The organism is Vibrio kasasachensis, from assembly GCF_050337565.1.
Lineage (GTDB): Bacteria > Pseudomonadota > Gammaproteobacteria > Enterobacterales > Vibrionaceae > Vibrio > Vibrio kasasachensis.
The window spans coordinates 356454-381430 of record NZ_JAKJTB010000010.1; the positions used below are offsets into that span (position 1 = coordinate 356454).

Sequence of the window (24977 nt, forward strand, 5' to 3'; positions counted from 1 at the left end):
AACCCTCCTCAATTGACTGCATCCAATAACTTCTTCGGTAATTTGAATTCACCTTTACTTCGCGAAACTTCTTTTACTATTGGGGCATCAAGTGGTCCTTTCACCTCGTAATCAACTTGAGTAAATACTTCTACAACAGGTGAAATTACCGTAGTGATCGCCAATACATACAGTGCAGTTTGTGGTGTTACCGCAAAAGCACTTAATACGGGAATACCTGATGTTATATCGGGTACGAAATTCACTTCTGCATCAACCATACGGCTATTTAAATTGGCAAGCCCTTTAATATTCATCTCGCCTGCCACCGCATCCATTCGAATGTCATTGGTCAAAAAGATGCCATTTTTTATCTCACCGCTACCGGTAATCGAGTTAAACGCCATTCCTTTATCGAACACATCACTAAAGTCGAGCTGCATCTTTCGAATAATTGAATCAAGGCTAAACAAGCCGAGCAACCTAGCTGCCCCACTCACATCAGATATCAAACCTTTACCAAGTTTCGTTTTCACATCACCCGACAAGCTACTTACCCGCATTGACCAAGGTGCGCCATTCCATTTAAGTGTGGCACGAATATCAAATGGTGCTTTTTGAATGCCCGATGAAATACCGAAACGTTCCATGACTTCACTATTATTATCACCCGACACCGCAAGCTGCATATTAGTTTGGCTCTGATCATTATCCAGCAACCAACTGCCCGTGACATTGACTTGGCTACTACCACTCTTTAGTGAAAGCTTGCGCCACTCCAAAGTATTGCCTTGCCTATGCAAATCTAGATGCGCTTGACCAAGTTTATAGCCTTGTACCCATAAATCATCGATCGCTAATGTTATGTTGGGTAATTTTTTATGCAACTGACGATCAAATTTTGTCACCAAAGGCAAATTAACATCTTCAGCTTCAAACAAACTACGTCGTTTATTGGTTTTATCTTCTAACCCTGGAATGAAAAGGTGCAAATGATCCAGCTTGACGGATAGATCATATGGGGCGATATAACTCGCCTCTCCTTGAGCCTCTTGGCTAGATAGCTGCATATGCCAGCCAACGTTTTTACGCTTAGCATCAAAATCAACTTCATTCCATTCGATGCCTGCCAGTTGTAACTCATCAACATTCAGATCGATACGTTCCGGCACAGGCACCTTTGGCGTATTCAACCTTGCTAGCATCGACGGTTTGTCTGGTTCTGGCACTGTTAGAGCTTCTAGCCAAGCATCTAAATCAAAATGCGAGGTTCTGACTTGCAAGTGATGCCCCACTATTGGGCTGATCTTAAAACTGCCTTTGCCCAAAATAAGGTTAGTTGCAGTGAGCACTGGCGTATCAGGGCGAATATCTATTTCAGTTTGATATTTAAAATCTGCTAGTTGCAGACGAGCAGCGATGGTTTCTTGATTGCCCGACGCTTGCAGTTTAGCTTTGCCTTTTTCACCCATCTTACGTTTCAGGGGATATGGGTAAGCGCTAGCTAGCATTTGCATGTCTGCACTGGCATCAATTTGATAAGTGAACCCAACATCATTAAGTTGAATCTCAACATTGCTTTGCCATGGCACATGTCCAGACACTGGTTTCAACCACTGCGCTCCGACATAAGGGGCTAAAGGTTTGATCTCCCAATCACCAAGTACATCAATCCCGATGTTATAACCGGTATTTGAGCTTTCACCGTCAAAATCGATTGCAACTGGTTGATCAAGTAAACGAGCAGAAAGACCAGCGGCTTTGACTATATCATTATCAAATTCAATTCGACCGGAAACTTTATCGAGCTCCATTGGTGGTGCATCAATAGTAACGTGGTTATTCTTGAGCTCAGCATACCCCCAAGCTCGGGTATTAAAATCGTGGAACGGGATATGTAATTGGAATTTTGAGCTGACTAAGCCATCAACTTGAACCGCGGTGAGCGCAGCACCGACCGAATCAACTAAAGGCGACGCCATCATATAATCTCGAACCTTGTCGCCATCTCCTTCAACAGACGCTTCAATTTCAATATGACCATTTTCAGCTAATTCAGGAATACGCCCCGTAATCTGTTTGGCTCGTACACCTTTTAATTGCGCGCTACTGGCATCTAAGTGCATCTCATCGTTCTGGAACAGCAAATCGAGCTGTAAATTGGTGATCGCAGGCCAAGCGGTATCAAAACTAAAGGTTCCATCTTTTAGACCGACCCAAGCCTGGAACATACCATCGTTATTTTTGTACGGGAATTGTGCTAGCTCTCCATACCAAAGAAGTTTTGCCGTCTCTGCTTTGCCGCCTTGAATTGCCGCTGAGAGATAATCTGTTAGCTCTTGCCCCAACGCCAGCGCAGGCAAATAGCGCCAAGTTTCACCTGCATTGAACGCATCTGCCTCAGCATAAAATGACAAAAATGGGCTTTTATTTACCGGGAAGTCGAGCCTAAATGCACCTAACGCTTGCAAATCCGGCGTTGCAACCGTCACTTTATCAGCCCAAAGACGCCAGCCTTGCTCACCAAGGTTTTGCCATACGATATCAACTTCACCTTGCTTGATACGCAAAGGGGCTTGAAAGACATCCCCGTAAGGTAATACATCATCGATAATGCGAGCTTTCGCTAGCGCTTGCTGATAGTTACCACTTACTTGCGCTTCGAGATGGTTAATGCCCGGCAATAGCTGCCATTGCTGCATTTTCCCTTGCTCTAGCTTAGCGGAGTATTTTATCGACTCAATCCCATCTGCCATTTGCACACGAATATCTTCTAAACGACCGCCAAGATTGAACTCTTTCAGTAGCTCACTCAACGGGGCTGAATCCGGTGCTAATTTAACTAAAGGTGCGACAGCGGCTAAGTCTAGCTCTGAAGCATTAAGTTGCCATTTATCAGCCTGCCAATTGAAGGCAATATCTAGCTCTGGCCATGGTTGGTCATCTGTTCTTAGCTTAAGTGAGTGAGCATTTACTTGCCAACCTTCACCGCTAGGTTCAAGAACAAACACACCTGATTCAAACATTAGCTCGTGCTTACCATCTTCTTGCCAAAGCAGTTCTGAAGGCAACACTTCTAGGTAAGCATTAACGGGCTTACTGTGGTACAAGGTCAACCAGCTATTAAGGCTGACTTGCCCTTTTTCTATGCCGGTTTCGTGCTGTAGATATTCAGTCAACCAAGGTGTAATGAGGATGTTTTCTGCTGAGAGATAAAACTCGCCAGTCACATCGAGTAGAGAACCGTGATCCATAAAGCTCGCTTTCACATTTAATGAATTGAGCTTGGCTTCTGGAATAGTGATCTCACCTTCGGCTGAATGGTGGGCACCTTGGTTACTCCATTTGAGCTGAGCGATATCCAAACGGCGCTCTTCACCATTCACCGCCATAAACTGTACGCTGGAATTCTTTAGCGAAAAATGGTCGAGTTGGCGTAGCAACAGCTTATCAAGCTGTTGGACAACGCTCTTTTGCTCACCTTTGGGGCTTAGTTTAGGCGTGTCATTTGTCTTGACCCATTGAATCGAACGAATATCTAAGTTCAGCTCATGAACATTCAGATCCGCGATCACGGGTTCTAATTGAAATAGCGATTGGAATAGATCGAATTCGACCTCAACTGTTTGTGCAGAAAAGCCAATTCCACTTCCTTCTGGGGTTTTCGCCCGTACACCAACAAGTGAAATAGAGGGATGGGTATTACGCCAAAAGCCGCTAATTTTACCAATTTCAAATTCCAACCCAGTACCTTGGTTTACCCAAGTTTGGATCTCTTTTTGAAAATGATTCAGTTGCGGCAAAGTGATGCGTAGCGCCGTAACAGCAATGGCTAACGTAACCATTGCTATTAAAAACACCCACAGCAGACCTTTTGCTATACGGTTTAATGTCGCGCTCACATGTTTCCTATTACATCATAACAACATCAAAATGCTCTTGAACGTAGAGCGGTTCTGATTGAATTTTCACTTGCTTACCAATAAAGACTTCAAGCTCTGCCAGAGCATGAGATTCATCACCTTGCAAAGTTTCAGCCACTGAAGGAGAGGCATAAACGACAAAATTATCAGCATCGTATGCGCGATTAACACGTGTAATTTCACGCAATATTTCATAGCACACGGTTTCAATAGTCTTCACTCGCCCACGTCCTTCACAAGTAGGACAAGTAGAACAGAGCACATGTTCAATGCTTTCACGTGTGCGTTTACGCGTCATCTCTACCAAACCTAGGCTGGTAAAGCCATTGATGTTGGTTTTCACTCGATCTTGACTCAGGGCATTCTCTAGCGAAGTAACCACTCGCTTACGATGTTCTTCAGAAATCATGTCGATAAAATCGATAATGATGATACCGCCAAGATTGCGTAATCGCAGTTGACGAGCAATCGCTTGAGTCGCTTCGATATTGGTATTGAAGATAGTTTCTTCAAGGTTGCGACGACCAACAAATGCGCCGGTGTTAATATCAACCGTAGTCATCGCTTCTGTTTGGTCAATGATAAGATAACCACCTGATTTCAAATCAACTTTTCGATCTAACGAACGTTGTATCTCATTCTCAGTGTCATACATATCGAAGATAGGCTTGTCGCCTTCGTATAGCTCAAGTTTCTCGGTTAACTCAGGTACGTATTCAGAAGTGAATTCTTTTAGGTTTTCAAATTCTAATCGTGAGTCGACTAAAATCTTAGTTAGCTCAGTGCCAACAAAGTCGCGCAAAATACGCTGCGATAGACCGAGTTCGCCATAAAGTGTGGCGCGAGTTTTGTATTTAGCTCGACGCTCGTTAACTTTAGACCACAGACGTTTTAAAAATGCCGCATCTTGTGATAATTCTTGTTCGTCAGCACCTTCCGCAGCAGTACGAATAATAAAACCGCCGTCATCATCACAGTAGTGACCAACCACTTTTTTTAGACGCTCACGCTCTTTTTCGCTTTCAATACGTTGCGATACGCCTACGTGGCTCGCGCCCGGCATAAACACCAGATAACGCGATGGCAGCGTAATATCAGTAGTAAGACGCGCGCCTTTCGTTCCAAGTGGGTCTTTCACCACCTGTACGACAATATCTTGCCCTTGGCGAACGAGTTCAGAAATATCACGCACTTGGAATTGCTTCTTTTCATTTTCCGCGACACATTCAGTGTGAGGAACGATGTCTGAAGCATGAAGAAATGCTGCTTTATCTAAACCAATATCAATGAATGCCGCTTGCATCCCCGGCAGAACACGACTGACTTTACCTTTATATATATTACCTACAATGCCTCGTTTTGCTTCTCGCTCAACATGGATTTCTTGTAGGACACCTTCTTCAATCATCGCCACGCGCGTTTCGCTCGGGGTGACATTGATCAACAACTCTGCACTCATGAGCGCACCTCAAATTTGAATTATAAAAATTTGTGCAAGAGCTGGTCAGTTTCAAATAGCGGCAAACCAACGACGGCATGATAACTGCCCTCGATGCGGGTGACAAAGCGCCCTCCAATACCTTGGATTGCATAACTGCCAGCTTTATCGCATGGTTCGCCTGATTGCCAATATTGTTTGATTTCTTGCTCTGACAATGGCTTAAACCATACGTCGGTAGTTACAACTACCGTCTCTTGTTTTTGTTTACTTGCTATCGTGACTGCTGTCATCACTTGATGCGCTCGTCCGGATAGCTGCATAAGCATCTGTCTAGCATGCTCATAGTTGTTCGGTTTCTCTAGCACTGTTTGCTCAAGCACCACTATGGTATCAGAGCCAATAACAATCGAATTTGGTTCTAGTTCTACACCCGCCAACGCTTTATCTGCAGACAAACGTGATACATATTCAAGTGCATTTTCATCACTTTTACGCAGCTCTTCTACGTCTGTGCAAATCACGGAAAACGGATACCCTAGCTGCTCGAGTAGTTCTTTACGGCGAGGTGACCCTGATGCCAATAGTATAGAAGGCTGCATGTTTACCTCACGTGCCAACGACGTCTAACACGACGCATTAATAAGAACATCCAAGGCCATAGAATACAGTTAATTAGCCCAGTCCAAAGTGACATCGGGTTGAAGGTTATATCTTGGATTAAATATTCACCAAAGAAAATCATTACTTCCAGCGCAATTGATAGCAAACCAATCACCATGGCTTGCTGCCAAAGCGCCATATTGCGTAAAACTAAAAAGTTCAAGGCTACAATATAGATCAATATCGACATCATCATGCCACGGATACCAAGCGTAGAACCTAGTAAAAGGTCCCACAACAACCCTAATATTAAGGCAGTACCGACATTTACGCGATGTGGAAGTGCAAGTACCCAATAACAAGTAACAAGTAACAACCATGACGGGCGCAGTACATCCAAGACTCCAGGCCATGGAATAGTTTGAAGAGTTAAGGCAATGATAAATGAAGCCAAAATGACCATTTTGCCTTGCATTACGCTACTCGCCATCACTAATTACCTCTGCCATATTACTCGGTTCTGCTTGTTGAACTTTTTCTTGGCGTGAATCACTTGGCCAAATCAATAGCAAGTAACGAAGACGTTCAAAATCAACCACTGGATCAGCTTCAATCAAGGCAAACTCTCTATGGCTATCACGCTCAACTTTATCGATATAAGCCACCGGATACCCTTCAGGGTAGACTCCACCTAAACCCGAGGTCACTAATAAGTCACCATCCTGAATATCGGTGCTGATTGGAATATGATCGAGATGGATTTTATCCACTTTACTGTTACCTGAAGCAATCACGCGGATGTCGTTACGGATCACCTGTACAGGGATAGCACTGTTGGAGTCAGTTAAAAGTAATACTCGGCTATTGTGCGCCGATACAAACGTCACCTGACCGACAATGCCTTTCTCGTTAGCGACAGGTTGACCAACATAAACGCCATCTATCTGACCTTTATCTATCACCACTTGGTGACGGTAAGGTGAAGTATCAACCGCCATAACTTCCGCCACCACTTTACGCTCATCACGGACGAACGAAGAGCCTAGCAGTTTTCGCAGGCGTTGATTTTCTTCTCGATACTGGGCAAGAAGAAGTAAATCATTTTTTAGACGCAGCACTTCTCGCTTGAGTGTACGGTTGCTTTCTATCGCACCTTGACTGGTATTGAATCGCTCATACACCCCATCGAACATCTCTCGAGGTACATCAGCCAAATATTGGATCGGAGCGACAATGCTATTCAACAAATAGCGCACTTGAGCAAAAGCACCTAAACGACTATCAGCCAGCATGAGGCTGGCTGATAAAATCACGGCGAAAAATAGGCGTAATTGAAGTGAAGGTCCTCGGCCAAAAATAGGCTTCATTAATTATGAGTTCCTTTGTTCTTTCTTGTTTGCCTAGCCCACTGACTAGGCATCAGCGATTATTCTTCGCTAAATAGATCGCCACCATGCATGTCGATCATTTCTAGAGCTTTACCACCACCACGCGCAACACACGTTAGAGGATCTTCAGCGATCACCACTGGAATACCAGTTTCTTCGGTAAGTAGGCGATCAACGTCTTTTAGTAATGCGCCACCACCGGTTAATACCATACCGTTTTCAGAAATGTCTGAAGCAAGCTCTGGCGGACACTGTTCTAGTGCAACCATAACAGCCGAAACGATACCGGTTAATGGCTCTTGAAGTGCTTCAAGGATCTCATTTGAATTCAAACTAAAGCTACGTGGCACACCTTCAGCAAGGTTACGGCCGCGAACTTCAATCTCTTGAACTTCATCACCAGGATAAGCTGAACCGATTTCGTGTTTAATCTTCTCTGCGGTCGCTTCACCAATCAAGCTACCGTAGTTGCGGCGCACGTAATTAATGATAGCTTCATCAAAGCGGTCACCACCAATACGAACTGATGATGAATACACCACGCCGTTTAGCGAGATAACAGCAACTTCAGTGGTACCACCACCGATATCAACCACCATCGAACCTGTTGGCTCAGACACGCGCAGACCAGCACCAATCGCTGCCGCCATTGGCTCATCAATTAGGTAAACTTCACGAGCACCAGCACCTAGTGCTGACTCACGAATTGCACGACGCTCAACTTGAGTAGAACCACATGGCACACACACAAGTACACGTGGGCTTGGTTTTAGTACGCTGTTGTCATGCACTTGCTTGATAAAGTGCTGCAGCATTTTTTCTGTCACGTAGAAATCGGCAATTACGCCATCTTTCATCGGGCGAATTGCTGAGATATTACCCGGCGTACGACCCAGCATTTGTTTTGCTGCGTGACCGACAGCCGCAACGCTTTTCCCTGCGCGATTGCGGTCTTGTCTAATGGCGACTACTGAAGGTTCATCAAGGACAATGCCTTGACCTTTGACATAAATAAGGGTGTTGGCTGTACCTAAATCGATTGATAGGTCATTCGAAAAGATGCCACGAAGTTTTTTGAACATATTCTTCGTTCGTCCTGCAAGAATTAGAAGATAAAAAATTGCTCTAAATGTACCAATGCCTTGCCATCACAGCAAGGCATTGTCTAAGAAAGATGGAGTGAAACACGCAATTTCTGACAGTTTCCTTACGTAGCACAACTTTTTAACAATGATTATTGTCCAGTGAGTCCTGATTCACTGCGGAAAATGATCTTGTCGTTACCACGGTAGATGCCAAAAGTGACGACGGTTGAGGGATCCTCATCGCCTTTGCCGCGCCAGTTATATTGCAACCACGGCTGTGCCAACCCATTGCTTCCGCACTCATCTGCATCAGATAATTGTGGCGAAGTGTGTCCGCTATCGCTGGTATCATCCAGTCGTAACCAAAATCTGACTTGCTCTCGTAGTGAATCATCACTTGTATCTGCATGCGCTACTAGCTTACCTGAAGTACCTGTATTCACAGACTCCCATGGCATTGCATTCGAACCTGATAAAGCTGAGTCTGATGCCCCGCCCTTTGTCCATAGTGTCTCTTTACATTGGTAGCTACTGGCCGTTGCAAACTGTGAACGATCATCTTCAGCGTTAATAATAAAACGGGAACCGTTCCAGTATTCTACTTTCAATGGCACTTTGATATTCACCCCCGATGTACCGCCAAGGTTACTCAACACCATGCGCCCATAGCGAAGTTTCGGTTGATTGGTAAACTTTTGACTATCAACTAAGCCATCGTTATCAAATGAAGTTGGATCTTCTCCTGACACCTTTAAGCCATAATCAGTAGTTGAAGGACCAGTATTAAATGGACCATTTTCTTTGGTGGTAATTACTGAACCTGTATTAGCTGTTTCTTTGCGCAGGACCACCGCATCTAAATCCTCAAGCTCCCAATAGGAATATCCGCTTGAGCTGTCAGAATCGGCTCGCCATACTCCAGCCGCTATATCTAGCTTAAGCTCATTACTCACATCGCTATCTTGTTTGAGACTAAAGTTAGCCTGAAGACCCGAGGTAAAATGGTGATAATTTTTGACTGGATCTGAGCCGCCATACGCAAAGGCAGCGACCTTCACTTCAGCATTATCAAATGGTTGGCTTAAGTAGGTAATATCACCCTGATTTGTCGGGGCTTGCCATTCAGATTTATTGATAGCAAAGTGATTTGGATAAAAACGCCCAACCTCTGTACGACCAGAATCAATCGTCATCCCCATATATTCTTTAGAAGCAGCGACTGTTAGCTCAAGTTGACCGACTTCACTCCATTTAATTGCGTCAAAATCATAATAACTGCCATATGTGGATTTTTCCGTATATTCGATATCGACAGTTCCTTTCAGTTCACCCGATTCCGTTGCTGGGGGCATTACGTCATTCGTGAGAACAATATCAATCGCTCCTCCCCCCCCTAGAAAGAAGTTGTTCGTTACATTTTCGGTATTACAATAGCTTGGTTGGGTTGTCACTGGATATGAGAAATTACCTAACCACCTGATTGGTAAAACTTTGGCCGAGAATGCTCTTCCTGAAGCAATAAAAGCTGGTGATGATGCATCCGTAATATTGCCGTTCACCAATAGAGTTTCATTCGTGTTTTCACAAATAGCAAATGTCCATGGACGAGCTTTGAACTTCAGTTCACCGATGATTTCTTTGCTTTCACCTTTAGGGCAATCAACGACCTCAACCCCATCGGTATAAAAATCTTCGCACTTGATGGTATCAAAAAGGCGACCTACATATTGCCCTGCCTCATCGAATTGAATAGTTGCATCGGCGAGACCTTGCTTAATATCAGCATCAAAGCTTAGTTCATCCGCATTATCCCCCCACTGACCTGGTACGAAGCTAGTATTCTGTAGATCATTCTGGGTAAAGGTTTTGTTGTAATTGCCTGTAACGGTATTTCCATTGCTATCGCAAGCGAGTACTTTGATACCAACCTGATCAGCCTTACCGGCTATGAGCTCTTTCTCCTGACCATCATTAATATCAAAAACAGCGGGAGCGAAAACGACATGGCTGTTATCTGAAATAGAGTTGTCACCGACAACATGTGCTACAACTTCTATCTCGCCATAGTTATTGCCTGCTTTAGAATCAATACTGAATTCAAAACGACTCTTGTCTGCATCAAATCGAACTAAAGAAAAAGTCAAAGCATTAGAAGTAGAGCTATACAACGACACCATGCTGTCACCTATGTCACTGACAGGCTGGCCATCTTTATCAAACACTTCAACATAGATACGTTTACTATCGGCACACTGAAGGTAGATGTTGCTTGGCACGATATTGATAGTGCTGATGTCTGAACTTGGAGGAGCAAAACAATTGAGATTGTTGGTTGCTTTAATTCTGTTGTTCCCACCACTGATTGCGATCGAGTGCGATGTCACACCACCATTTAAAGTATTATTCCACCCCGTAAAACCAAAGCCGTTGTCTTTAATTTCCGCTTCTTTATCAATAAACACATAAGCATTAATAACAACGTTGCTTACATCAGACTCTAAGTAAAAATGTGCATCTTCTCCATGCCCAATAAATAGCAAATTTTCACTTTTAGAACCCGAGTTAGTATTAATTTCAATATCTGATTTCTCGAAAAGTATTTCTTTGTAATTGACTTCTGTTGGTCCATTAACTTCTAGACTCGCGCCTTCCGCTTCAAACTTTAACTCTTTAAAAAAGTATTGACCGCCTTGTAAAACCAGCGTTGCTCCTTCCGCCACTTTGACATCTTTATAAACGCCAGGCGTAAGGTAGCAGTCGACGGTATTGTCTAACTTACAATCTATATCTGATTTATTTCCTGTATTTGGAAATGATCCGAGCGCAGCGGGAAAGCCATCGATATCTGGTTTTCGATCTGAAATCTGACAATCTGCAACTGTGCCATCAGAGAATACACAATCTTTCTTTCCTGTACTTGCAGATAAGAAAAATTGTGTTTCGTGATCACCAAGATGAACATAATTACTTGCGCCAACCTGTAAAGCTCCATGAGGCTTATCATTGGCAAGTAAAAAGTTAGTCTGCACCGTATTCGGTACATAAGGACAAATGTTAACAACAAAAGCGGGTGGATCAACAGGCTCGATTTCATCATCACAACGAAGATTATGTAGTTCATCTTTGTCATCGTCGTCTTCAATTAGAGCTTGTGCATGTTTGGTTCCAATATTGATAACTTGAGAAGATGTTGCCTGCTCTAACCATGAGCCATTGGTCTTAATATAGTAAGTAAACACACCCCTATATTCTTGACCTTTCTTACTGTTGTAAGAAAAATCGATTCGGATTTCAGCAGAATCTCCGTCATCGATATTTGGAGCATAAAAGATAGCATCTTTCTCGTCGTCATCATTAGACCAAAGCTTGATAGGGAAGGTACTGCTTCTCGTCGTGATATAAAGAACTTCTTCTTCGAAATCATCATCATCCGCATCATCATCGTCAGCGCGATTAATATCGGTATCCACCTCGTCATCATCGTAACTGGAGAATGTTCGTACGTGTCCATAATCGATAAGAACAGAGAAATCTTTATTCAGTTTGATGTTACAGGTTTGAATTTCATCATCATCGGCCCAACTAGAGAAACTGATAAGAGACAGAACTAACATCCACATCATTTGTTTCATCATAATGACTCCCTTACCCAGATTTCTTCGGTTCGTTCGACTTCACTCTTTTCCGAGCCACAACGCACCCGCGCAAGCAACTTGTAGTAATTAATTCCATCCAACATGCCAACTGGCTGGCAAGACGAATCTCTAAGCTGGCAGTTCATTTTGGTATCCTTAAAAGCTCTCGTCCCATCAACAAAGTTCGGAAAAGGCATTGACGATTGGCATTGGGCTGCAATATTCGAATCTTCTGAATCAAGTGGGTAAAACACTGTTAGCACTGATTCATTCACTGACTGCGCCAGTAACCACGCCTGTGTACCGAGCACTTCTTTTACGTGCGCGTCGGTATTTGACCACTGAATACGAGTCAAAGTCGTCGCTAAAAAACCCATCACGACCAGTACAAATATTACCACCGCGTATAGGCTGCCTTTCTGATTTTTACTACGGAACATTGAGCACCTGCACATCTTGTTGAAAACGCGTAGCTTCACCGTTTTGTGTAAAATCCAAATAAATATTTACTACACCATTGTGCTGCACACTGGCTGGGGTATAAGAAATAGCGCCCGAGACGGATACTTCAGCTGAATCTGTCAAAGGAAAAGCCGTGCCACTTAGCCCCACAGCACGCGTGATCCGGTTGCCATTAATACAATAGGAAACCCTTCGATTGTTGGCGGTAATATAGTGTCGATTGACCACCGACCCACCAATTAACTCATCCGCTTTACCGGGGATTGCGAAGGTCGCGCCTGAAATGGATGGATCCGATATTTTAACCACGCTTGATAAACCAAAGCTGTTATCTAACGCATCTAACGTTTCGCTTGGTGAGAGAATCTGTGTTGGGTTAATGACCAGTTGTTTGTCATTCAGAGTGCTGACACTGGCAGAAGCATTTCCGACAATAAAATTAATATCGCTGCCAGATACTGCATAAAACCCAGAGTCAATAATGGGGAAAAATATCAAACAGTCGCCATTAATAATAAATATATTGGGTACAGCATGGCGGGCTTCTCGGGTCATTTTCTCTAAAGCGAACTTGGCTTGAGTTTGTAATCTTTGCCTATCAACACTTTGCGCGTAACCTTTCGTGCCTAACTCAACAAACCCAGCAATACCTAACACTAAAATAGAGCTCACTAGCATAGTGACGATCATTTCAACTAAGGTGAAACCACGGGTGTTCACTAGTAGTTCCCCCTATAAGCTACGTACTCAATTGGCGTCTGATCACTAGCGTGTACTGTTAGCGTTATCTTCTTAACCATTTGCGCAGAGGTGCTGGTGGAATAAGCGACCGCGATATCAAGCCGAAAATTGTGGTAGCCACTATTTTCACCGGCTGAGATCAAGTCATATAAGTCATTGCAGCTAGAAGCTCCATTAGGGGTCCAACAACCTATAAAATCATCAACATCATTAAATTGTTGTGGCGTTTCACTGCCATCAGGTCCCAACCCACTTGCAGGCATACAGGCTGTTGCCCCTGAATCAACAGACGAACAACGCATCGCCCCACCGACTGAATCGCTTTTTTCATCAAAGCCACGTGCGAGAATACTTGTCATCACGCTCTGCCCAAGCGCAGCCGCTCGTGATTGGTAATGTGGGTCAGCAGAACTGGCAACTTGTGGCATCAAAAAGCGAGTTATCGTCACCATGGCAAATGCCATAACTACCATGACCACAATGCTTTCGATTAGAGTGAAACCTTGTAATTTTTTCATCACAAGCACCCCGATTTGGAGATCAAACCGTTTGCACAAAGGTGAACTAGCGCTTGGCTATTTGAGCCGTGGATTGTGATTTCAACACCATTCGCGGCAGCGCCTTGTGGGCTACCAAGCAAATCAAACATCACAATGCTTAAATTTGGCGAGGTAGAAAAACTCACCTTATCATCGGCAACCCAATCACTACGACCATCAGGGTTTGCACAGCCTTCAACTGAACCAATACAATTGGCAGAAATGGATAAAACAAAACCATCGTTATTACCAACAACATCAAATTCGACGATATTAGATTGCATACGATTAAGCTGCACTTGGCGTGCAACAGAGATAACAGAGTCTTGAATGGCGAGCGCGGAAAAACTACCCACGCCGATATAACGGCTAGCAGCATAGAGAGAGAGTATGGTCAGTATAATGATCACAACGATCAATTCGACCAAGGTGAAGCCCAGTCGCTTGCGAATAATCAACCACTCCTCGTCAGCCACAAATGAACTTTTGTATTATACCGAAAAATGTTACGCAATCGTTGAGTTATTAGGAGTTTTGAGACGGGGGGTAAAAAAGGCCAGCTTTGCTGGCCTTTTTCATTATGAATTACACTTAACAACTGCTGCCGTTGCAATCGCGCTAGATGTAGCTTGAGTATACTTGACGTAGCACTTAGTATTATTAGTTGCACCTTGCTCTTTAAACGTATACCAAATTTGACCTGCAGGAATCGTTGCTGACACAACTGACCAATCAGAACTTAAACCAACTACAGCTTCACCGATACCGGCCGAAGATGCTGTAGGATAGCCAAAGATAGTTTGAATACCATCAACATCAGTATTTGCGTTTTTCGATTCTTTACCATCGATAGCAGCTTTACCATATACAAGACCAGCAGCGCCATCAATTGCGCCTTTAAGGCCTTGAAGCGAAGCTTCACGCGCATCATCTTGTAGGTTTAGGAAACGTGGCGCTGCAGTCACTGCAAGAATACCTAGAATAACAATTACCACCACTAGTTCAATCAGGGTGAAACCGCCTTGTCTTTTCATAGTAAGATCTCTCTGTTTTAAATTATTTTCGCAGTGTTACTGCAAGGTTACGGTCACACGACCTGTTTTGACTTCGTACTCAAACTGATGCTCGGTACCACCTTCTTGCTGAATATAAATACAAGAATCTGTGTCCGTCTTCGCTTGAGCGGAATATTTCACATCGCGGTCATCTTCCGCGCTGGTTACAGTATCAACTTTTGGAGGATTCTGAAGCAAGTTTTCCATCAAGTTAATGCAGGCTGAATCTGTTAGTTGTGTCGGATATTTGGCATTTCCATCCATCAAATCCATTGGGTAGCCGTCGCGATAACCTGTGCTACTGCCATCTGAGCCTTCAGAACGCGTTAACCAAAAATCTACGCCATCATAATTAACGTAGTTTTGCTTTTCTGCACCTTCCGATTTAGATGGACGAGCCTCTGCTTCCCATTGTGCTCGAGCAGAAAGCACTCCCGTGGCAAAGCCTCCAGCGACGCCTTCAATGCTGGCTTTTTTTGCTTCATCTGTCACATCTAGAAAGCGGGGTAAAGCTGCGACCGCCAATAAGCCGACGACTACGATTACGACCACAAGCTCAACTAATGAGAAACCAGTTTGTTTTCTATTCATAATCTTATCAACTCACCCTTTTGTGTTAGTTATTATACGCCCTCTGAACAATATTACTACAAGGCAGCGTCAAAATTAGCGTCCTGCCGGAAAGCTGACGCCTACACTAAATTTATTATCAATAAGACTGATCATTATGGCGCTCTCTTGGGTATATATATACTCACATTGAAAGTTCGACTGCATTGAATTATCGTTTATTTTGATTGGTAAAGAGTCTAAAACACGCTCTTCCTCATAAAATAGCTCTAACCAATAGTTACAATCGACTTTATTGGCTAAATTGATTGGTTTTGCCCAGCCTGAATGAGAGTAACGAATCAACTTTTGAGCGAGAGTTAATCTTTGCGGTTGCCCTGAAAGAATCCACTGCTGTTTATAATAATTGGCTCGTTCAACAATTCTCTTGCTCGCAACTGCAAGCGCAGTCTCGTTTGCTTCTTGTTCAACTTTCTGCCAAGACACCACAAAAGCAAACAACAGCGTGATCAGTAACACTAACCAAACTGCAAATCTCGAGCGTTCTATTTGTTTCGACATATTACCCTTTGATCGCGTCGAGCATGCCCCACATGGGCAAGAAAATACCCAGTGCCAATATCAAAACCATTCCGGCAACAACGACCAACAGAAAGGGTTCAATACGAGCCGTTAAGGTTTTTAAATCGTAATCGACTTCTCGATCGTAAAAATCGGCAACTTCAACCAACAACTCATCAATTCGCCCCGTTTCTTCCCCCACCGCGATCATCTGTATAACCAAAGGCGTAAATATGCCCGTTGCAATAGCGGTATTAGAAATTGAGCTACCGGCTTCAATAGAGGCTTTCATTTCCAACAAGCGGTTTTCTAAAAAGCGGTTATCCAAAGCCTCAGCCGAAAGTGCTAGTGATTGATTGAGTGGCACACCCGCTTTTAACATCAACGAGAAGGTACGAGAAAAGCGCGCGAGCTGAGCTCGATTAACAACACTACCGATAATCGGCATTCTCAAGCGGAATTTGTCCCACTTCTCACGTCCATTTTCGGTTTGTACCCAAGCTCTAAAAGCAAACAAACAACCAAAAATAGCAGCGAGCATAAGCCCCCAGAAATTAACAAAAAAGTCGGATGTAGCGATCAAAATTCGAGTTGGTAAAGGTAAGTCGACACCAAAACGAGCAAACATAGTAGTAAACTGCGGGATCACTTTTACGTTCAAAACAAACATTGCCAACAGAATAAAAGTGATCACAAAAGTTGGATATCGCATTGCGGTCTTGATTCGCTTACGAGTTTCGACCTCTTGTTCGTAGTAGTTAGCAAGTTGCAGCAAAGCATCATCCAATCGACCAGTATTTTCACCAACACTCAGCATAGAGACAAAAAGCGGGCTAAATACCTTTGGGTGCAACTGCATAGCAGCGGATAAGCTACGTCCATTAGTCAGCTCATTAGTGACCTCTTCCAGAGCTTCCTTCAATTGTTTATTAGCGCAGTTTTGCGTTAGACCGCGCATAGACCTAAGTAATGGCACACCCGCTTTAGTCAAGCTATACATCTGCCGACAAAAGATCACCAGTACTTCCAAAGGAATTGCCGGCGTAAATAAGCTCGACAGATCAAAATTTAAACCACCGCCCTTTTTACCAGCTCGTAGCTCAGTAGGGATGACGCCTTTGGCGATCAAGACTTCCGTGGCAAGCTCCATCGTTGCAGCTTCAACCTGCCCCGAGACTTTGCTACCGTCTAAATTTCGACCTTGATAGTGGAATACTGACATTCGGCTCCCTACAAGTAGATCGCTTGAACGCTACCTGAAGTATCACCTTCACCTAGGTTCATCACTTCATCAAAGCTAACTGTGCCCTGCAACGCCAACTCCATTGCCGATGCAAGTAACGGTTTATAGCGGCTTGAGTTTCTCGCAACTCGAGCAAAGCCTACAGCATCATTGGCGCGTAGCGCATCCATCATGTCATGCTCTAACTCGAGCATTTCAAACACACCGATACGACCACGGTAGCCGGTTAGGTTACAGTTTTGACAACCTCTTCCTCTAACAAAATTCGCTTCGACTTGATTTGGGAACCGCTGCAGCAACCATTGTCGGTGGCTATCTTCCAAATGATGTTCTGTTTTACAATCTGGGCAAACTTTTCGCACTAATCTCTGTGCTACTACAGCTCGAACCGCACTGGCAACTAGGTAGCCCGGCGCGCCCATATCCATCATGCGTAAAGCACTGTCTACCGCATCATTGGTATGTAGTGTACTCAACACTAAGTGTCCGGTGAGTGCTGCACGTAGCCCGATCTCAACCGTCTCTTGATCACGCATCTCACCAACCAAAATAATATCGGGATCTTGGCGTAAGAAAGTTCTTAAAATCTTTGAAAAATCGAGATTTATTTTAGGGTTAACTTGGACTTGGTTCACTCTTGGAAGGCGGTATTCGACTGGATCTTCCGCGGTTATGATCTTTTTACCGGGCTCATTAAGTTCACTCAATGCACCATACAAAGTGGTGGTTTTACCCGAGCCTGTAGGACCAGTCACAAGGATCATACCGTGTGGGCGACGAAGTTGACTGCGTAAACGAGTTAAGAGTTCCGGCGGCAAACCTGACTCTTCAAGACCTCTTAGCCCTGATGATTGATTGAGCAGACGCATGACCACCGATTCGCCATATTGAACCGGCATAGTCGACATACGAATATCGACCGACTGTCCTTTCGCTTTAATATTAAAACGACCATCTTGTGGCAAACGTTTCTCAGAAATATCGAGATTCGCCATTAACTTTAAACGTAAAACAAGTGCAGAGGCGATATTGACTTCATTCAGCAAGGTTTCATGTAATACACCATCTATACGTTGACGCAAGCGCAGTACATTATCATCCGGTTCAATATGAATATCTGAAGCTCCAACCTGAATAGCATCCTCAAACATTGAGTTGATCAGCTTTACAACGGTAACTTCATCGCTATCGGAATCTTCAATATTAAAATCGAACGCTTCTGTAACTTGGTGTTCAGCCTGCAATTGCTCAGCAAATGAGGCGATCTCTTTAGTGCGTCGATAATAACGATCAAAGCCATCAACCAACTGCTTCTCAGGGGCAATGACAAACTCAATCGCATATTGTGGCAATTGAGAAAGCAACGACTCTTGTGCGAACAAGTCAGCAGGATCACTCATAGCAATACGAAGTGAATCGTGGTTGCGACCTATCACCAGCGCACGCAAACGCCGTGCATGTACTTCTGGTAATAATTGAACGGCTTCAACATCAATATTTAAGCGGCTCAAATCGATCAAAGGTACATCTAGTTGCTGAGATAAAAACGTCAGCATCTGCTTTTCACTTAAAAAGCCGAGATCAATTAGAGTCGCACCTAGCTTTCGCCCAGTCGCTTTCTGCGCCGCCAGTGCTTGTTCCACTTGCTGTTCAGTAATGATGCCTTCTTCAACCAGCAAATCACCAAGGCGTTTTCTCAATCTAATTTGCATTAGGTTGCTCCTCAATTCGGCTTAACAAAGCCAAACGATCACGAATAAATTGCTGGGATTGACTCGATAACCCAACTTTGTTTAGCGCTTGTTGGTAGGCTTCGTTTGCTTGAGGCAACTCAAACGCACGCTCCAATTGAATGCCTAGACCTAACCACCAGCGCCCATTCTCAGGGGCTACTTGAACCAATTGTTGGTAACTATCGAGTGCAATTTCATCTTGTCCGCTTTTTTGAGCCAGCGCCGCTCTTAGCGATAAGTATTCGCTGGTTGGATTAACTGGTAAATAGACTAAAGGCGCTAGTGCAGCGGCGCTTTGCTTCTCTTTGATCAAAAGCTTAGCTAACGAGATACGCAAGCTCATATCATCTTGATCAAAAGAGATCCCTTTTTGCAATAGGTCGACCGCTTTACGCACCTCACCTTTTCCATAAAACAAAGCGACGAGTGTTTGGCGAATTTTGCTGTCACGAGGTGTGTAACGAAGTGCATCACTATAATGATTAATCGCGCTGGATAGATCATTAGCATCCAAAGCTTTTTTTGCGCGAGATTGCGCTTTCTCTGCTAACTGGGTGGGAGTGAGCTCGACTTGCTCAACAATAACTTCTCCAACCGTAGCTTCTAGCGGTGATTTCGGTAGGGAGGTTTCAACTGTTTTTACGCTTGCCACAGTTTCCACTTTCGCAAGTAGTACGCGGTCAACCGGAAGATCTTGCTCTTCTACTTGTTGCAAGGGGGGTGAAATCGTCTGTGTTTGTACTACCTTTACACTCGAAGCCGGCGTATTAACAACCTCGGTATTCACTAACAATGGTTCAACGACTGGGGTAACGAGGCGTACTGGTGCATCGTAAATCGCATTGCTTGCTTGGACCAGTTTTGCCGTAGGTGAAGGCGCGGGAACGTTAATCAACACGGGGTCACTTAGTATCATTTCATTCGATGGCGAAATCACAGGCATCGGCTGCTGAGAAACCGCCCAGCCACCTACAGCCAAACTCAGGCTGAAACCACCCAAGATCCATGGAACTACCTTAGTGCGCTTTACCACTTGTATCTGCGCTTTTTCGAGACCCGTTTTAGCAACAGTTTGTGACTTCGATAGCTCAGACAGCGCGTTATTAATCGCACTCATTTTTTTGACTCCAACCCCATAACATCGGGCGTTTAAATTTCGGCTTGCGAGCATCAAACGTATCGTGAATTGCCGCATATAAATGAGCATTCCCAACACAGGGCAATCTTTGACTGCTCGCGAATACTAAACTTTTATGACAAATTTGATTAATCAGCCTTGGAATACCTTGGCTAGATCTCCACACCGCTGTTTTTTGCGCTAGCGTGAACATTTCATGTTTAGAACCGGCTTTAACGATACGATTACCAATATAAGCAACGGTTTCATCCAGCGAAAGTGACCTCAATTTAGCACTGAACGTTATGCGCTGGCGGAATTGACGTAGATGATATTGTTCTAATCGCACATCTAATTCAGGCTGCCCAAATAGAACAATCTGCATCAATTTTTGCTGTTCCGTTTCCAAATTGCCAAACAAGCGCAAGACTTCCAATGCCTCATCACTTAGAGCTTGAGCTTCATCAACCAATACAACAACTTGCTTTCCTAGCTTGGTCAATTCAATCAAACAACTTTGTATGTCATCGACAATCTTAATTGAGCCAGCAACATCAACAGCCAGTTCCGTTGCCACCGCTTGCCTCAATTCATCAGCCGTTAGCGCTGGGTTTGGTAAATAAACCAATTGAATATGTGGTTCAAAATGATTGACCAACATCCGGCAAACCATGGTTTTTCCAGTACCAACTTCACCCGTTACTTTGATGACACCTTCTCCCATTGATAGGGCGGAATTCACCATTTGAATCGCTTCATAGTGTGGTTCTAAGCCCAAAAACAATTCGGTATTGGGCGTGAGGTGAAACGGCAGTTGTGCAAAACCAAAGTGCTCTAAATACATATCAATTACTGCTGCTGTTCAGGGAACCACTCTTGAAGTAAATCACGTGAACGTTCTAACTCTTTCTGCCATGTATTGACACCGACAACTGTTGGTTTGAGTAGAATAACCAACTCAGTTTTTTGCTGTAACTTGGAAGTATTTCTAAATAAGTGCCCAAGCCCAGGTACATCTCCTAAAAATGGGACTTTAGATACCTGATCAATCGTATTCGACTTCATCAAACCACCAATTACAACCACATCGCCATCTTGTGCGCGAATGACAGAGTCAGACTCACGAATTGAGCTGCGAGCTAGTGGAAGAGTAATACTATTGCCACCAAAGCCGATCTCTTTCACTTGTTCATCCACTTCGATTACAGCGGGATGTACGTGCAGCAAAACATTTCCTTGGTCGTCAATTTGCGGCGTCACATCAAGCGAAATACCTGAGAAAAATGGCGTCAGTTCAATTTCTGGTGATGGTTCTGAATTATCGCCCGATCCCACCACACTCGAAAGATCTGTTACGTAGTACTCATCGGTACCAACCTTAATGACCGCTTTCTGGTTATTTGATGCTGTCACTCGAGGGCTAGAAAGTACATTCAAGTCACCTTGGGTCGCCATAAAGCTGATGACTGCGTCAAAACTACCACTCGAAATAACCAAGTTTGTTTGACCGCCCAACAAATTACCGATCGTATCTAACCCTGGTAATGTTGGCACGCTGCCATTAGAACCAAGATCGGTAGAGCCTTGACCAATAGTGTAATTGGTTCCATTTGAACTGAATGCCTTGCTCCAATTAATCCCTTGTTGGTAACCATCACTTAACGTCACTTCTAAAATTTTTGCTTCGAGAATAACTTGGCGATGCATACGTTGTTGTGACACCCCCAAAAATTCACGAACTTGACGGATCTCATCAGGGTAAGCTCGAACAGTAATCACACTGGCTTGCGGTGTGACTACGACAGATTGCCCCTTACCGCTACCGATCAGTTGAGCGACTGCGCTCTCTAGCTGCGGCCAAAAGTCACTTTCACTAGTGGTTTCAATCTCAGTGCCACCGCTTGAAGATGAAGAAGAAGAGGTTGATGACGAGGAGTCAGAATCACTCGATGAATTAGTATCGGTGTTGGTAATAGTACCTGTAGTAATTGACGTTAATGAACGTCCAGTACGCTTTAGTTGCAAGTAATCAACAGGGATGGTCACTGTACGCAAACCAGCAGGATAAACTTGAATGACTTTACCGACGACTTGCACATCATAGCCATACATATCACTAACAACAGACAACACTTCATCTAGCGTAACGTCTGAAAGGTTTACCGTAATTTTACCACTCACATCAGGGTGAATAGCCGCACTAAATTCAGTGCCTTTAACCAAACTTATAAAGAATGCACGCGCATCCACAGCACTGGCTTTAATTCGAAAACGCTTCACCGTTTCGCCTTGCTCTACTGCTATACCATCTAGATCAGGCATCAAATCCGCCTCTACTGATGCGGGAAGTTCTTGAAGCGCGCGACTATTTGATTCATTGATGGCTTCATTGAGCGCACTTTTCGCCTCTACAGGATCTCGATGTCCCATAGAGCAACCAGCTAACGAAGCAAGAGAGATTGCTAAAACAAGTTTACGCATACTATTCCAATAACCTTATTGTTTTACTTCTAGGGGGAACAGTTCCAGTTTCCACTGTTTACTGCCACGGGTCACTGTGACGTAGTCAGCCATTATTTGCTTAACTTTAAACCCATCAATTTTTTCACCTTTAGCCATCGTCTGACCATCTAGGATCGCATAACACTCTTTGTCACCGCCGCAGACAATACTCTGCAAACTAGGCATTCGGTAATGCACCTTTTTCTTTGCCTGTTCCGTTTTCGGTGCCTGTTGCCAACTCAATGGCGTGGTTGGATCTTGTGAAGCAAATGCAAACGAAGACATAGCGAGTAAAAATAAAATGCTCTTTTTAGCCACCAATAAACTCCTGTCTTGTACCAAGCGTATAAACTTCCAAAATCAAACTGGCTTTTGGATAAGCATCTACCTGATAGTAAAAGCTGCGCCAATAGTAGTTCATTGGTAACGATTCTAACGTCTCTAGATAAGTAAGAATCGCAAAGTAGTTACCAGTCAGCTCCAATCGAACTGGATGTAGATAATATCCCGCATAATTTTTCGAATCGTTGCCACTAATAATTGGCTCTGCCTTTAGAGATTCCATCGACACCAAATGAAGACCTTGGCTACCAGCTAGTACATCCTCTAGTAACTTCGCCATTTGACTTGGTGAAATCAAGTTTTCAATCACTTTCGCTAACTTTTCAGAAAGCACTTGGCTTTCCTTTAATAGTCTTTTGTACTCGATATTGATGGATTGATCAGGATCTTTTTTAAGTTTTGCGGTAATAGCTAAAATTTCACCTTCTAAACGAAGATTATTCTGCGTAATCGTTTCAAGCTGCTGATTAAAAGACTTATTTTCTTCCATAACGGGTTCTAACAACAGAGTAGACATACCCAAAATAATGCCCACTAAACTACAGATGGTAATAAGCCACTTTTCACGCGAACTTAAATTAGAGAACCTCTCCTCCATTTTTTGCCACTGTGCTTTCATTACTCAGCTTCCTCTTCTTTAGTACGCAGCTCAAAAGTAAGGACATTTTGCTCATTGCGAGTAATTTTTAGTTTTTCAAATGAACGGCCAACAAGGTTTATCTCATTCTTGAATTGGTTAACCCAATTAGGGATTGATTTAGGATCACGTGCCATACCTTTAATGTCTAGGTTATCAGCATCCATTTGAATCGAGCTAAGAGAAATATCATTACGCCCCAACTGAGCTAGAGATTGCATAACACCTGAATAACCAGCTTGTTGTCCATCATCATATCTAGACACAGCTGCTAAAGAATCTTGCTTAGATTGAATTTCTTCTTTCAAACGTTCTACAGCGTGTACCTTTTCCGGTGACGGACGATGTTTCGCCAAGCGTTGATTGAGACTCGCTAGCTGTTGGTTAAACTCTCTTTCTTGAGACTTTACTATCTTAATTTGTTGTTCTAATTGCGCATTTTGCCATGCGAAATAACCATACAAAGAAGTGAAAGCCGTAATCAAAACTAGGCTTGCCAATGTGACATTATTTAGGGTAAATCGCTCAACTTTAGGCTTAAGGTGATGCGGATATAAATTAATCCCCGAGTGAACCTCATCCGCGGCAAACCGAGCCAACAGAGATCCTGAATCAACTCTTGATGTAGAGAGCGGAGAAACCTTGACGCTCAAGCGTTCATCAAGTTCCTTCGCCAATTCGTCATTATCTTCTTCATCGCAACATACTTTCATATGATGCAATGTGGAGCCACGTAATTGCGATGATAGGTAGTCAATCGAGCGTTGCAACTCCAAGGCGATACCATCTAATTGCAAACCACTACTTGCAACACCAATTAAAGGCGCGGCAACTCCACGAATAGTTCGTTGAAAAACACAGCGGTTCTCTACAAATGCACTGACTTTATAACTACTGCCCTGACTACGTTGAAGTAGAACAAAGCGCTCGCTATCTAATGAAGAGCGAGCCCAGATATCATCTTCTACCAACACCCGTCCAAGAGTAACCTTGGCTACGGTCAGCTTATTTGCCAATCCAACAACTAAAGATTTAGGCACTACATAAACTTGAAGCTTATTACTGGTCGGTAAAGGCGTTGCATCAGCAACAATATCGGTCACTTTTTCGCTGATCAGATCTTTTAGCAAAAAAGGCAGAGTAAGACTGAGTTCCTCTTGGGGAACATTCGGTTTTTCAATTTGATAGTTTTGATACAGGTTGGAGTTAAGTACCACGTCAACCGTGATATCGGTAAGATTGGCTTGTTGTAAAGCTAATACCAACGTTTTTTGCCAGTCTCCAGATTCAATTGAGACTTGCTTTGGTAAATTGGCTCCATTCCAATCAGAGAAGTGGAGTGCGCTTGGCTGAACAACAACACGCAAACCGCTCGCTGAGTGTTTAACAGAGCCAAACTTTCCTAATAGAGATTGAATGTTCAT

The 24977-nt window shown here is 43.7% G+C and carries 22 protein-coding genes; all 22 read right to left on the reverse strand.

Annotated features, from left to right (window positions below):
• Nucleotides 1–8: 8 nt before the first annotated feature.
• The gene (locus L4C38_RS06445) at nucleotides 9–3881 is read right to left on the reverse strand and encodes a YhdP family protein (RefSeq protein WP_428796712.1); all 3873 of its coding nucleotides are present in this window, start codon (nucleotides 3879–3881) and stop codon (nucleotides 9–11) included.
• A gap of 10 nt (nucleotides 3882–3891) precedes the next feature.
• Nucleotides 3892–5361, reverse strand: coding sequence for a ribonuclease G (gene rng / locus L4C38_RS06450; protein ID WP_428796713.1), 1470 nt, complete (start codon nucleotides 5359–5361; stop codon nucleotides 3892–3894).
• A gap of 20 nt (nucleotides 5362–5381) precedes the next feature.
• The gene (locus L4C38_RS06455) at nucleotides 5382–5942 is read right to left on the reverse strand and encodes a Maf family protein (RefSeq protein WP_428796714.1); all 561 of its coding nucleotides are present in this window, start codon (nucleotides 5940–5942) and stop codon (nucleotides 5382–5384) included.
• Nucleotides 5943–5944: 2 nt separating this feature from the next.
• Nucleotides 5945–6433: a rod shape-determining protein MreD gene (mreD, locus tag L4C38_RS06460; RefSeq protein WP_428796715.1), complete on the reverse strand. Its 489-nt coding sequence runs from the start codon at nucleotides 6431–6433 to the stop codon at nucleotides 5945–5947.
• The gene (gene mreC, locus L4C38_RS06465; protein ID WP_428796716.1) at nucleotides 6423–7310 is read right to left on the reverse strand and encodes a rod shape-determining protein MreC; all 888 of its coding nucleotides are present in this window, start codon (nucleotides 7308–7310) and stop codon (nucleotides 6423–6425) included. Before mreC ends, mreD begins: the two co-directional genes overlap by 11 nt.
• Before the next feature lie 59 nt (nucleotides 7311–7369).
• Nucleotides 7370–8413, reverse strand: a complete 1044-nt coding sequence (locus tag L4C38_RS06470) for a rod shape-determining protein (RefSeq protein WP_428796717.1) — start codon at nucleotides 8411–8413, stop codon at nucleotides 7370–7372.
• Nucleotides 8414–8565: 152 nt separating this feature from the next.
• A complete protein-coding gene (locus L4C38_RS06475; RefSeq protein WP_428796718.1) occupies nucleotides 8566–12051 on the reverse strand; it encodes a DUF6701 domain-containing protein in 3486 nt (1161 codons plus the stop codon).
• A complete protein-coding gene (locus tag L4C38_RS06480) occupies nucleotides 12048–12491 on the reverse strand; it encodes an MSHA biogenesis protein MshP (protein WP_428796719.1) in 444 nt (147 codons plus the stop codon). Before L4C38_RS06480 ends, L4C38_RS06475 begins: the two co-directional genes overlap by 4 nt.
• Nucleotides 12481–13233 carry a PilW family protein gene (locus tag L4C38_RS06485; protein ID WP_428796720.1) on the reverse strand — a complete coding sequence of 251 codons (753 nt, stop codon included), beginning with the start codon at nucleotides 13231–13233 and terminating at the stop codon, nucleotides 12481–12483. The genes L4C38_RS06480 and L4C38_RS06485 overlap by 11 nt, the downstream gene beginning before the upstream one ends.
• The gene (locus L4C38_RS06490; protein WP_428796721.1) at nucleotides 13233–13772 is read right to left on the reverse strand and encodes a prepilin-type N-terminal cleavage/methylation domain-containing protein; all 540 of its coding nucleotides are present in this window, start codon (nucleotides 13770–13772) and stop codon (nucleotides 13233–13235) included. Before L4C38_RS06490 ends, L4C38_RS06485 begins: the two co-directional genes overlap by 1 nt.
• Complete coding sequence (locus L4C38_RS06495; RefSeq protein ID WP_428796789.1) at nucleotides 13772–14251, reverse strand: prepilin-type N-terminal cleavage/methylation domain-containing protein; 480 nt, start codon at nucleotides 14249–14251, stop codon at nucleotides 13772–13774. Before L4C38_RS06495 ends, L4C38_RS06490 begins: the two co-directional genes overlap by 1 nt.
• A 120-nt stretch (nucleotides 14252–14371) precedes the next feature.
• Nucleotides 14372–14827 (reverse strand): type II secretion system protein, encoded by a 456-nt coding sequence (locus tag L4C38_RS06500; protein WP_428796722.1) that lies wholly within the window; start codon nucleotides 14825–14827, stop codon nucleotides 14372–14374.
• Between the two features lie 36 nt (nucleotides 14828–14863).
• Nucleotides 14864–15439, reverse strand: a complete 576-nt coding sequence (locus L4C38_RS06505) for a prepilin-type N-terminal cleavage/methylation domain-containing protein (RefSeq protein WP_428796723.1) — start codon at nucleotides 15437–15439, stop codon at nucleotides 14864–14866.
• Between the two features lie 75 nt (nucleotides 15440–15514).
• Nucleotides 15515–15979, reverse strand: coding sequence for an MSHA biogenesis protein MshF (locus tag L4C38_RS06510; RefSeq protein ID WP_428796724.1), 465 nt, complete (start codon nucleotides 15977–15979; stop codon nucleotides 15515–15517).
• A 1-nt stretch (nucleotide 15980) separates the two neighbouring features.
• The gene (locus L4C38_RS06515; RefSeq protein ID WP_428796725.1) at nucleotides 15981–17201 is read right to left on the reverse strand and encodes a type II secretion system F family protein; all 1221 of its coding nucleotides are present in this window, start codon (nucleotides 17199–17201) and stop codon (nucleotides 15981–15983) included.
• A gap of 8 nt (nucleotides 17202–17209) precedes the next feature.
• Nucleotides 17210–18934, reverse strand: coding sequence for an MSHA fimbrial ATPase MshE (mshE, locus tag L4C38_RS06520; RefSeq protein WP_428796726.1), 1725 nt, complete (start codon nucleotides 18932–18934; stop codon nucleotides 17210–17212).
• Nucleotides 18924–20072, reverse strand: a complete 1149-nt coding sequence (locus L4C38_RS06525; protein WP_428796727.1) for a tetratricopeptide repeat protein — start codon at nucleotides 20070–20072, stop codon at nucleotides 18924–18926. Before L4C38_RS06525 ends, mshE begins: the two co-directional genes overlap by 11 nt.
• On the reverse strand, nucleotides 20059–20916 hold the full coding sequence (locus L4C38_RS06530; protein ID WP_428796728.1) for an ExeA family protein: 858 nt from the start codon (nucleotides 20914–20916) through the stop codon (nucleotides 20059–20061). The genes L4C38_RS06525 and L4C38_RS06530 overlap by 14 nt, the downstream gene beginning before the upstream one ends.
• A gap of 5 nt (nucleotides 20917–20921) precedes the next feature.
• A complete protein-coding gene (gene mshL, locus L4C38_RS06535; RefSeq protein ID WP_428796729.1) occupies nucleotides 20922–22553 on the reverse strand; it encodes a pilus (MSHA type) biogenesis protein MshL in 1632 nt (543 codons plus the stop codon).
• Between the two features lie 15 nt (nucleotides 22554–22568).
• The gene (locus L4C38_RS06540) at nucleotides 22569–22892 is read right to left on the reverse strand and encodes an MSHA biogenesis protein MshK (RefSeq protein ID WP_428796730.1); all 324 of its coding nucleotides are present in this window, start codon (nucleotides 22890–22892) and stop codon (nucleotides 22569–22571) included.
• Nucleotides 22885–23535: an MSHA biogenesis protein MshJ gene (locus tag L4C38_RS06545; RefSeq protein WP_428796731.1), complete on the reverse strand. Its 651-nt coding sequence runs from the start codon at nucleotides 23533–23535 to the stop codon at nucleotides 22885–22887. Before L4C38_RS06545 ends, L4C38_RS06540 begins: the two co-directional genes overlap by 8 nt.
• Nucleotides 23535–24977 carry an MSHA biogenesis protein MshI gene (locus tag L4C38_RS06550; protein WP_428796732.1) on the reverse strand — a complete coding sequence of 481 codons (1443 nt, stop codon included), beginning with the start codon at nucleotides 24975–24977 and terminating at the stop codon, nucleotides 23535–23537. The genes L4C38_RS06545 and L4C38_RS06550 overlap by 1 nt, the downstream gene beginning before the upstream one ends.

What these genes read in the sequence shown, in the direction of transcription:
- mreC (WP_428796716.1), bottom strand. Translation starts at nt 7,310, where the DNA reads ATGAAGCCTATTTTTGGCCGAGGACCTTCACTTCAATTACGCCTATTT.
- L4C38_RS06530 (WP_428796728.1), bottom strand. Translation starts at nt 20,916, where the DNA reads ATGTATTTAGAGCACTTTGGTTTTGCACAACTGCCGTTTCACCTCACG.
- L4C38_RS06470 (WP_428796717.1), bottom strand. Translation starts at nt 8,413, where the DNA reads ATGTTCAAAAAACTTCGTGGCATCTTTTCGAATGACCTATCAATCGAT.
- L4C38_RS06510 (WP_428796724.1), bottom strand. Translation starts at nt 15,979, where the DNA reads ATGTCGAAACAAATAGAACGCTCGAGATTTGCAGTTTGGTTAGTGTTA.
- L4C38_RS06525 (WP_428796727.1), bottom strand. Translation starts at nt 20,072, where the DNA reads ATGAGTGCGATTAATAACGCGCTGTCTGAGCTATCGAAGTCACAAACT.
- L4C38_RS06455 (WP_428796714.1), bottom strand. Translation starts at nt 5,942, where the DNA reads ATGCAGCCTTCTATACTATTGGCATCAGGGTCACCTCGCCGTAAAGAA.
- L4C38_RS06500 (WP_428796722.1), bottom strand. Translation starts at nt 14,827, where the DNA reads ATGAAAAGACAAGGCGGTTTCACCCTGATTGAACTAGTGGTGGTAATT.
- L4C38_RS06550 (WP_428796732.1), bottom strand. Translation starts at nt 24,977, where the DNA reads ATGAACATTCAATCTCTATTAGGAAAGTTTGGCTCTGTTAAACACTCA.
- mshL (WP_428796729.1), bottom strand. Translation starts at nt 22,553, where the DNA reads ATGCGTAAACTTGTTTTAGCAATCTCTCTTGCTTCGTTAGCTGGTTGC.
- mreD (WP_428796715.1), bottom strand. Translation starts at nt 6,433, where the DNA reads ATGGCGAGTAGCGTAATGCAAGGCAAAATGGTCATTTTGGCTTCATTT.
- L4C38_RS06480 (WP_428796719.1), bottom strand. Translation starts at nt 12,491, where the DNA reads ATGTTCCGTAGTAAAAATCAGAAAGGCAGCCTATACGCGGTGGTAATA.
- L4C38_RS06515 (WP_428796725.1), bottom strand. Translation starts at nt 17,201, where the DNA reads ATGTCAGTATTCCACTATCAAGGTCGAAATTTAGACGGTAGCAAAGTC.
- L4C38_RS06505 (WP_428796723.1), bottom strand. Translation starts at nt 15,439, where the DNA reads ATGAATAGAAAACAAACTGGTTTCTCATTAGTTGAGCTTGTGGTCGTA.
- mshE (WP_428796726.1), bottom strand. Translation starts at nt 18,934, where the DNA reads ATGCAAATTAGATTGAGAAAACGCCTTGGTGATTTGCTGGTTGAAGAA.
- rng (WP_428796713.1), bottom strand. Translation starts at nt 5,361, where the DNA reads ATGAGTGCAGAGTTGTTGATCAATGTCACCCCGAGCGAAACGCGCGTG.
- L4C38_RS06490 (WP_428796721.1), bottom strand. Translation starts at nt 13,772, where the DNA reads ATGAAAAAATTACAAGGTTTCACTCTAATCGAAAGCATTGTGGTCATG.
- L4C38_RS06545 (WP_428796731.1), bottom strand. Translation starts at nt 23,535, where the DNA reads ATGAAAGCACAGTGGCAAAAAATGGAGGAGAGGTTCTCTAATTTAAGT.
- L4C38_RS06475 (WP_428796718.1), bottom strand. Translation starts at nt 12,051, where the DNA reads ATGATGAAACAAATGATGTGGATGTTAGTTCTGTCTCTTATCAGTTTC.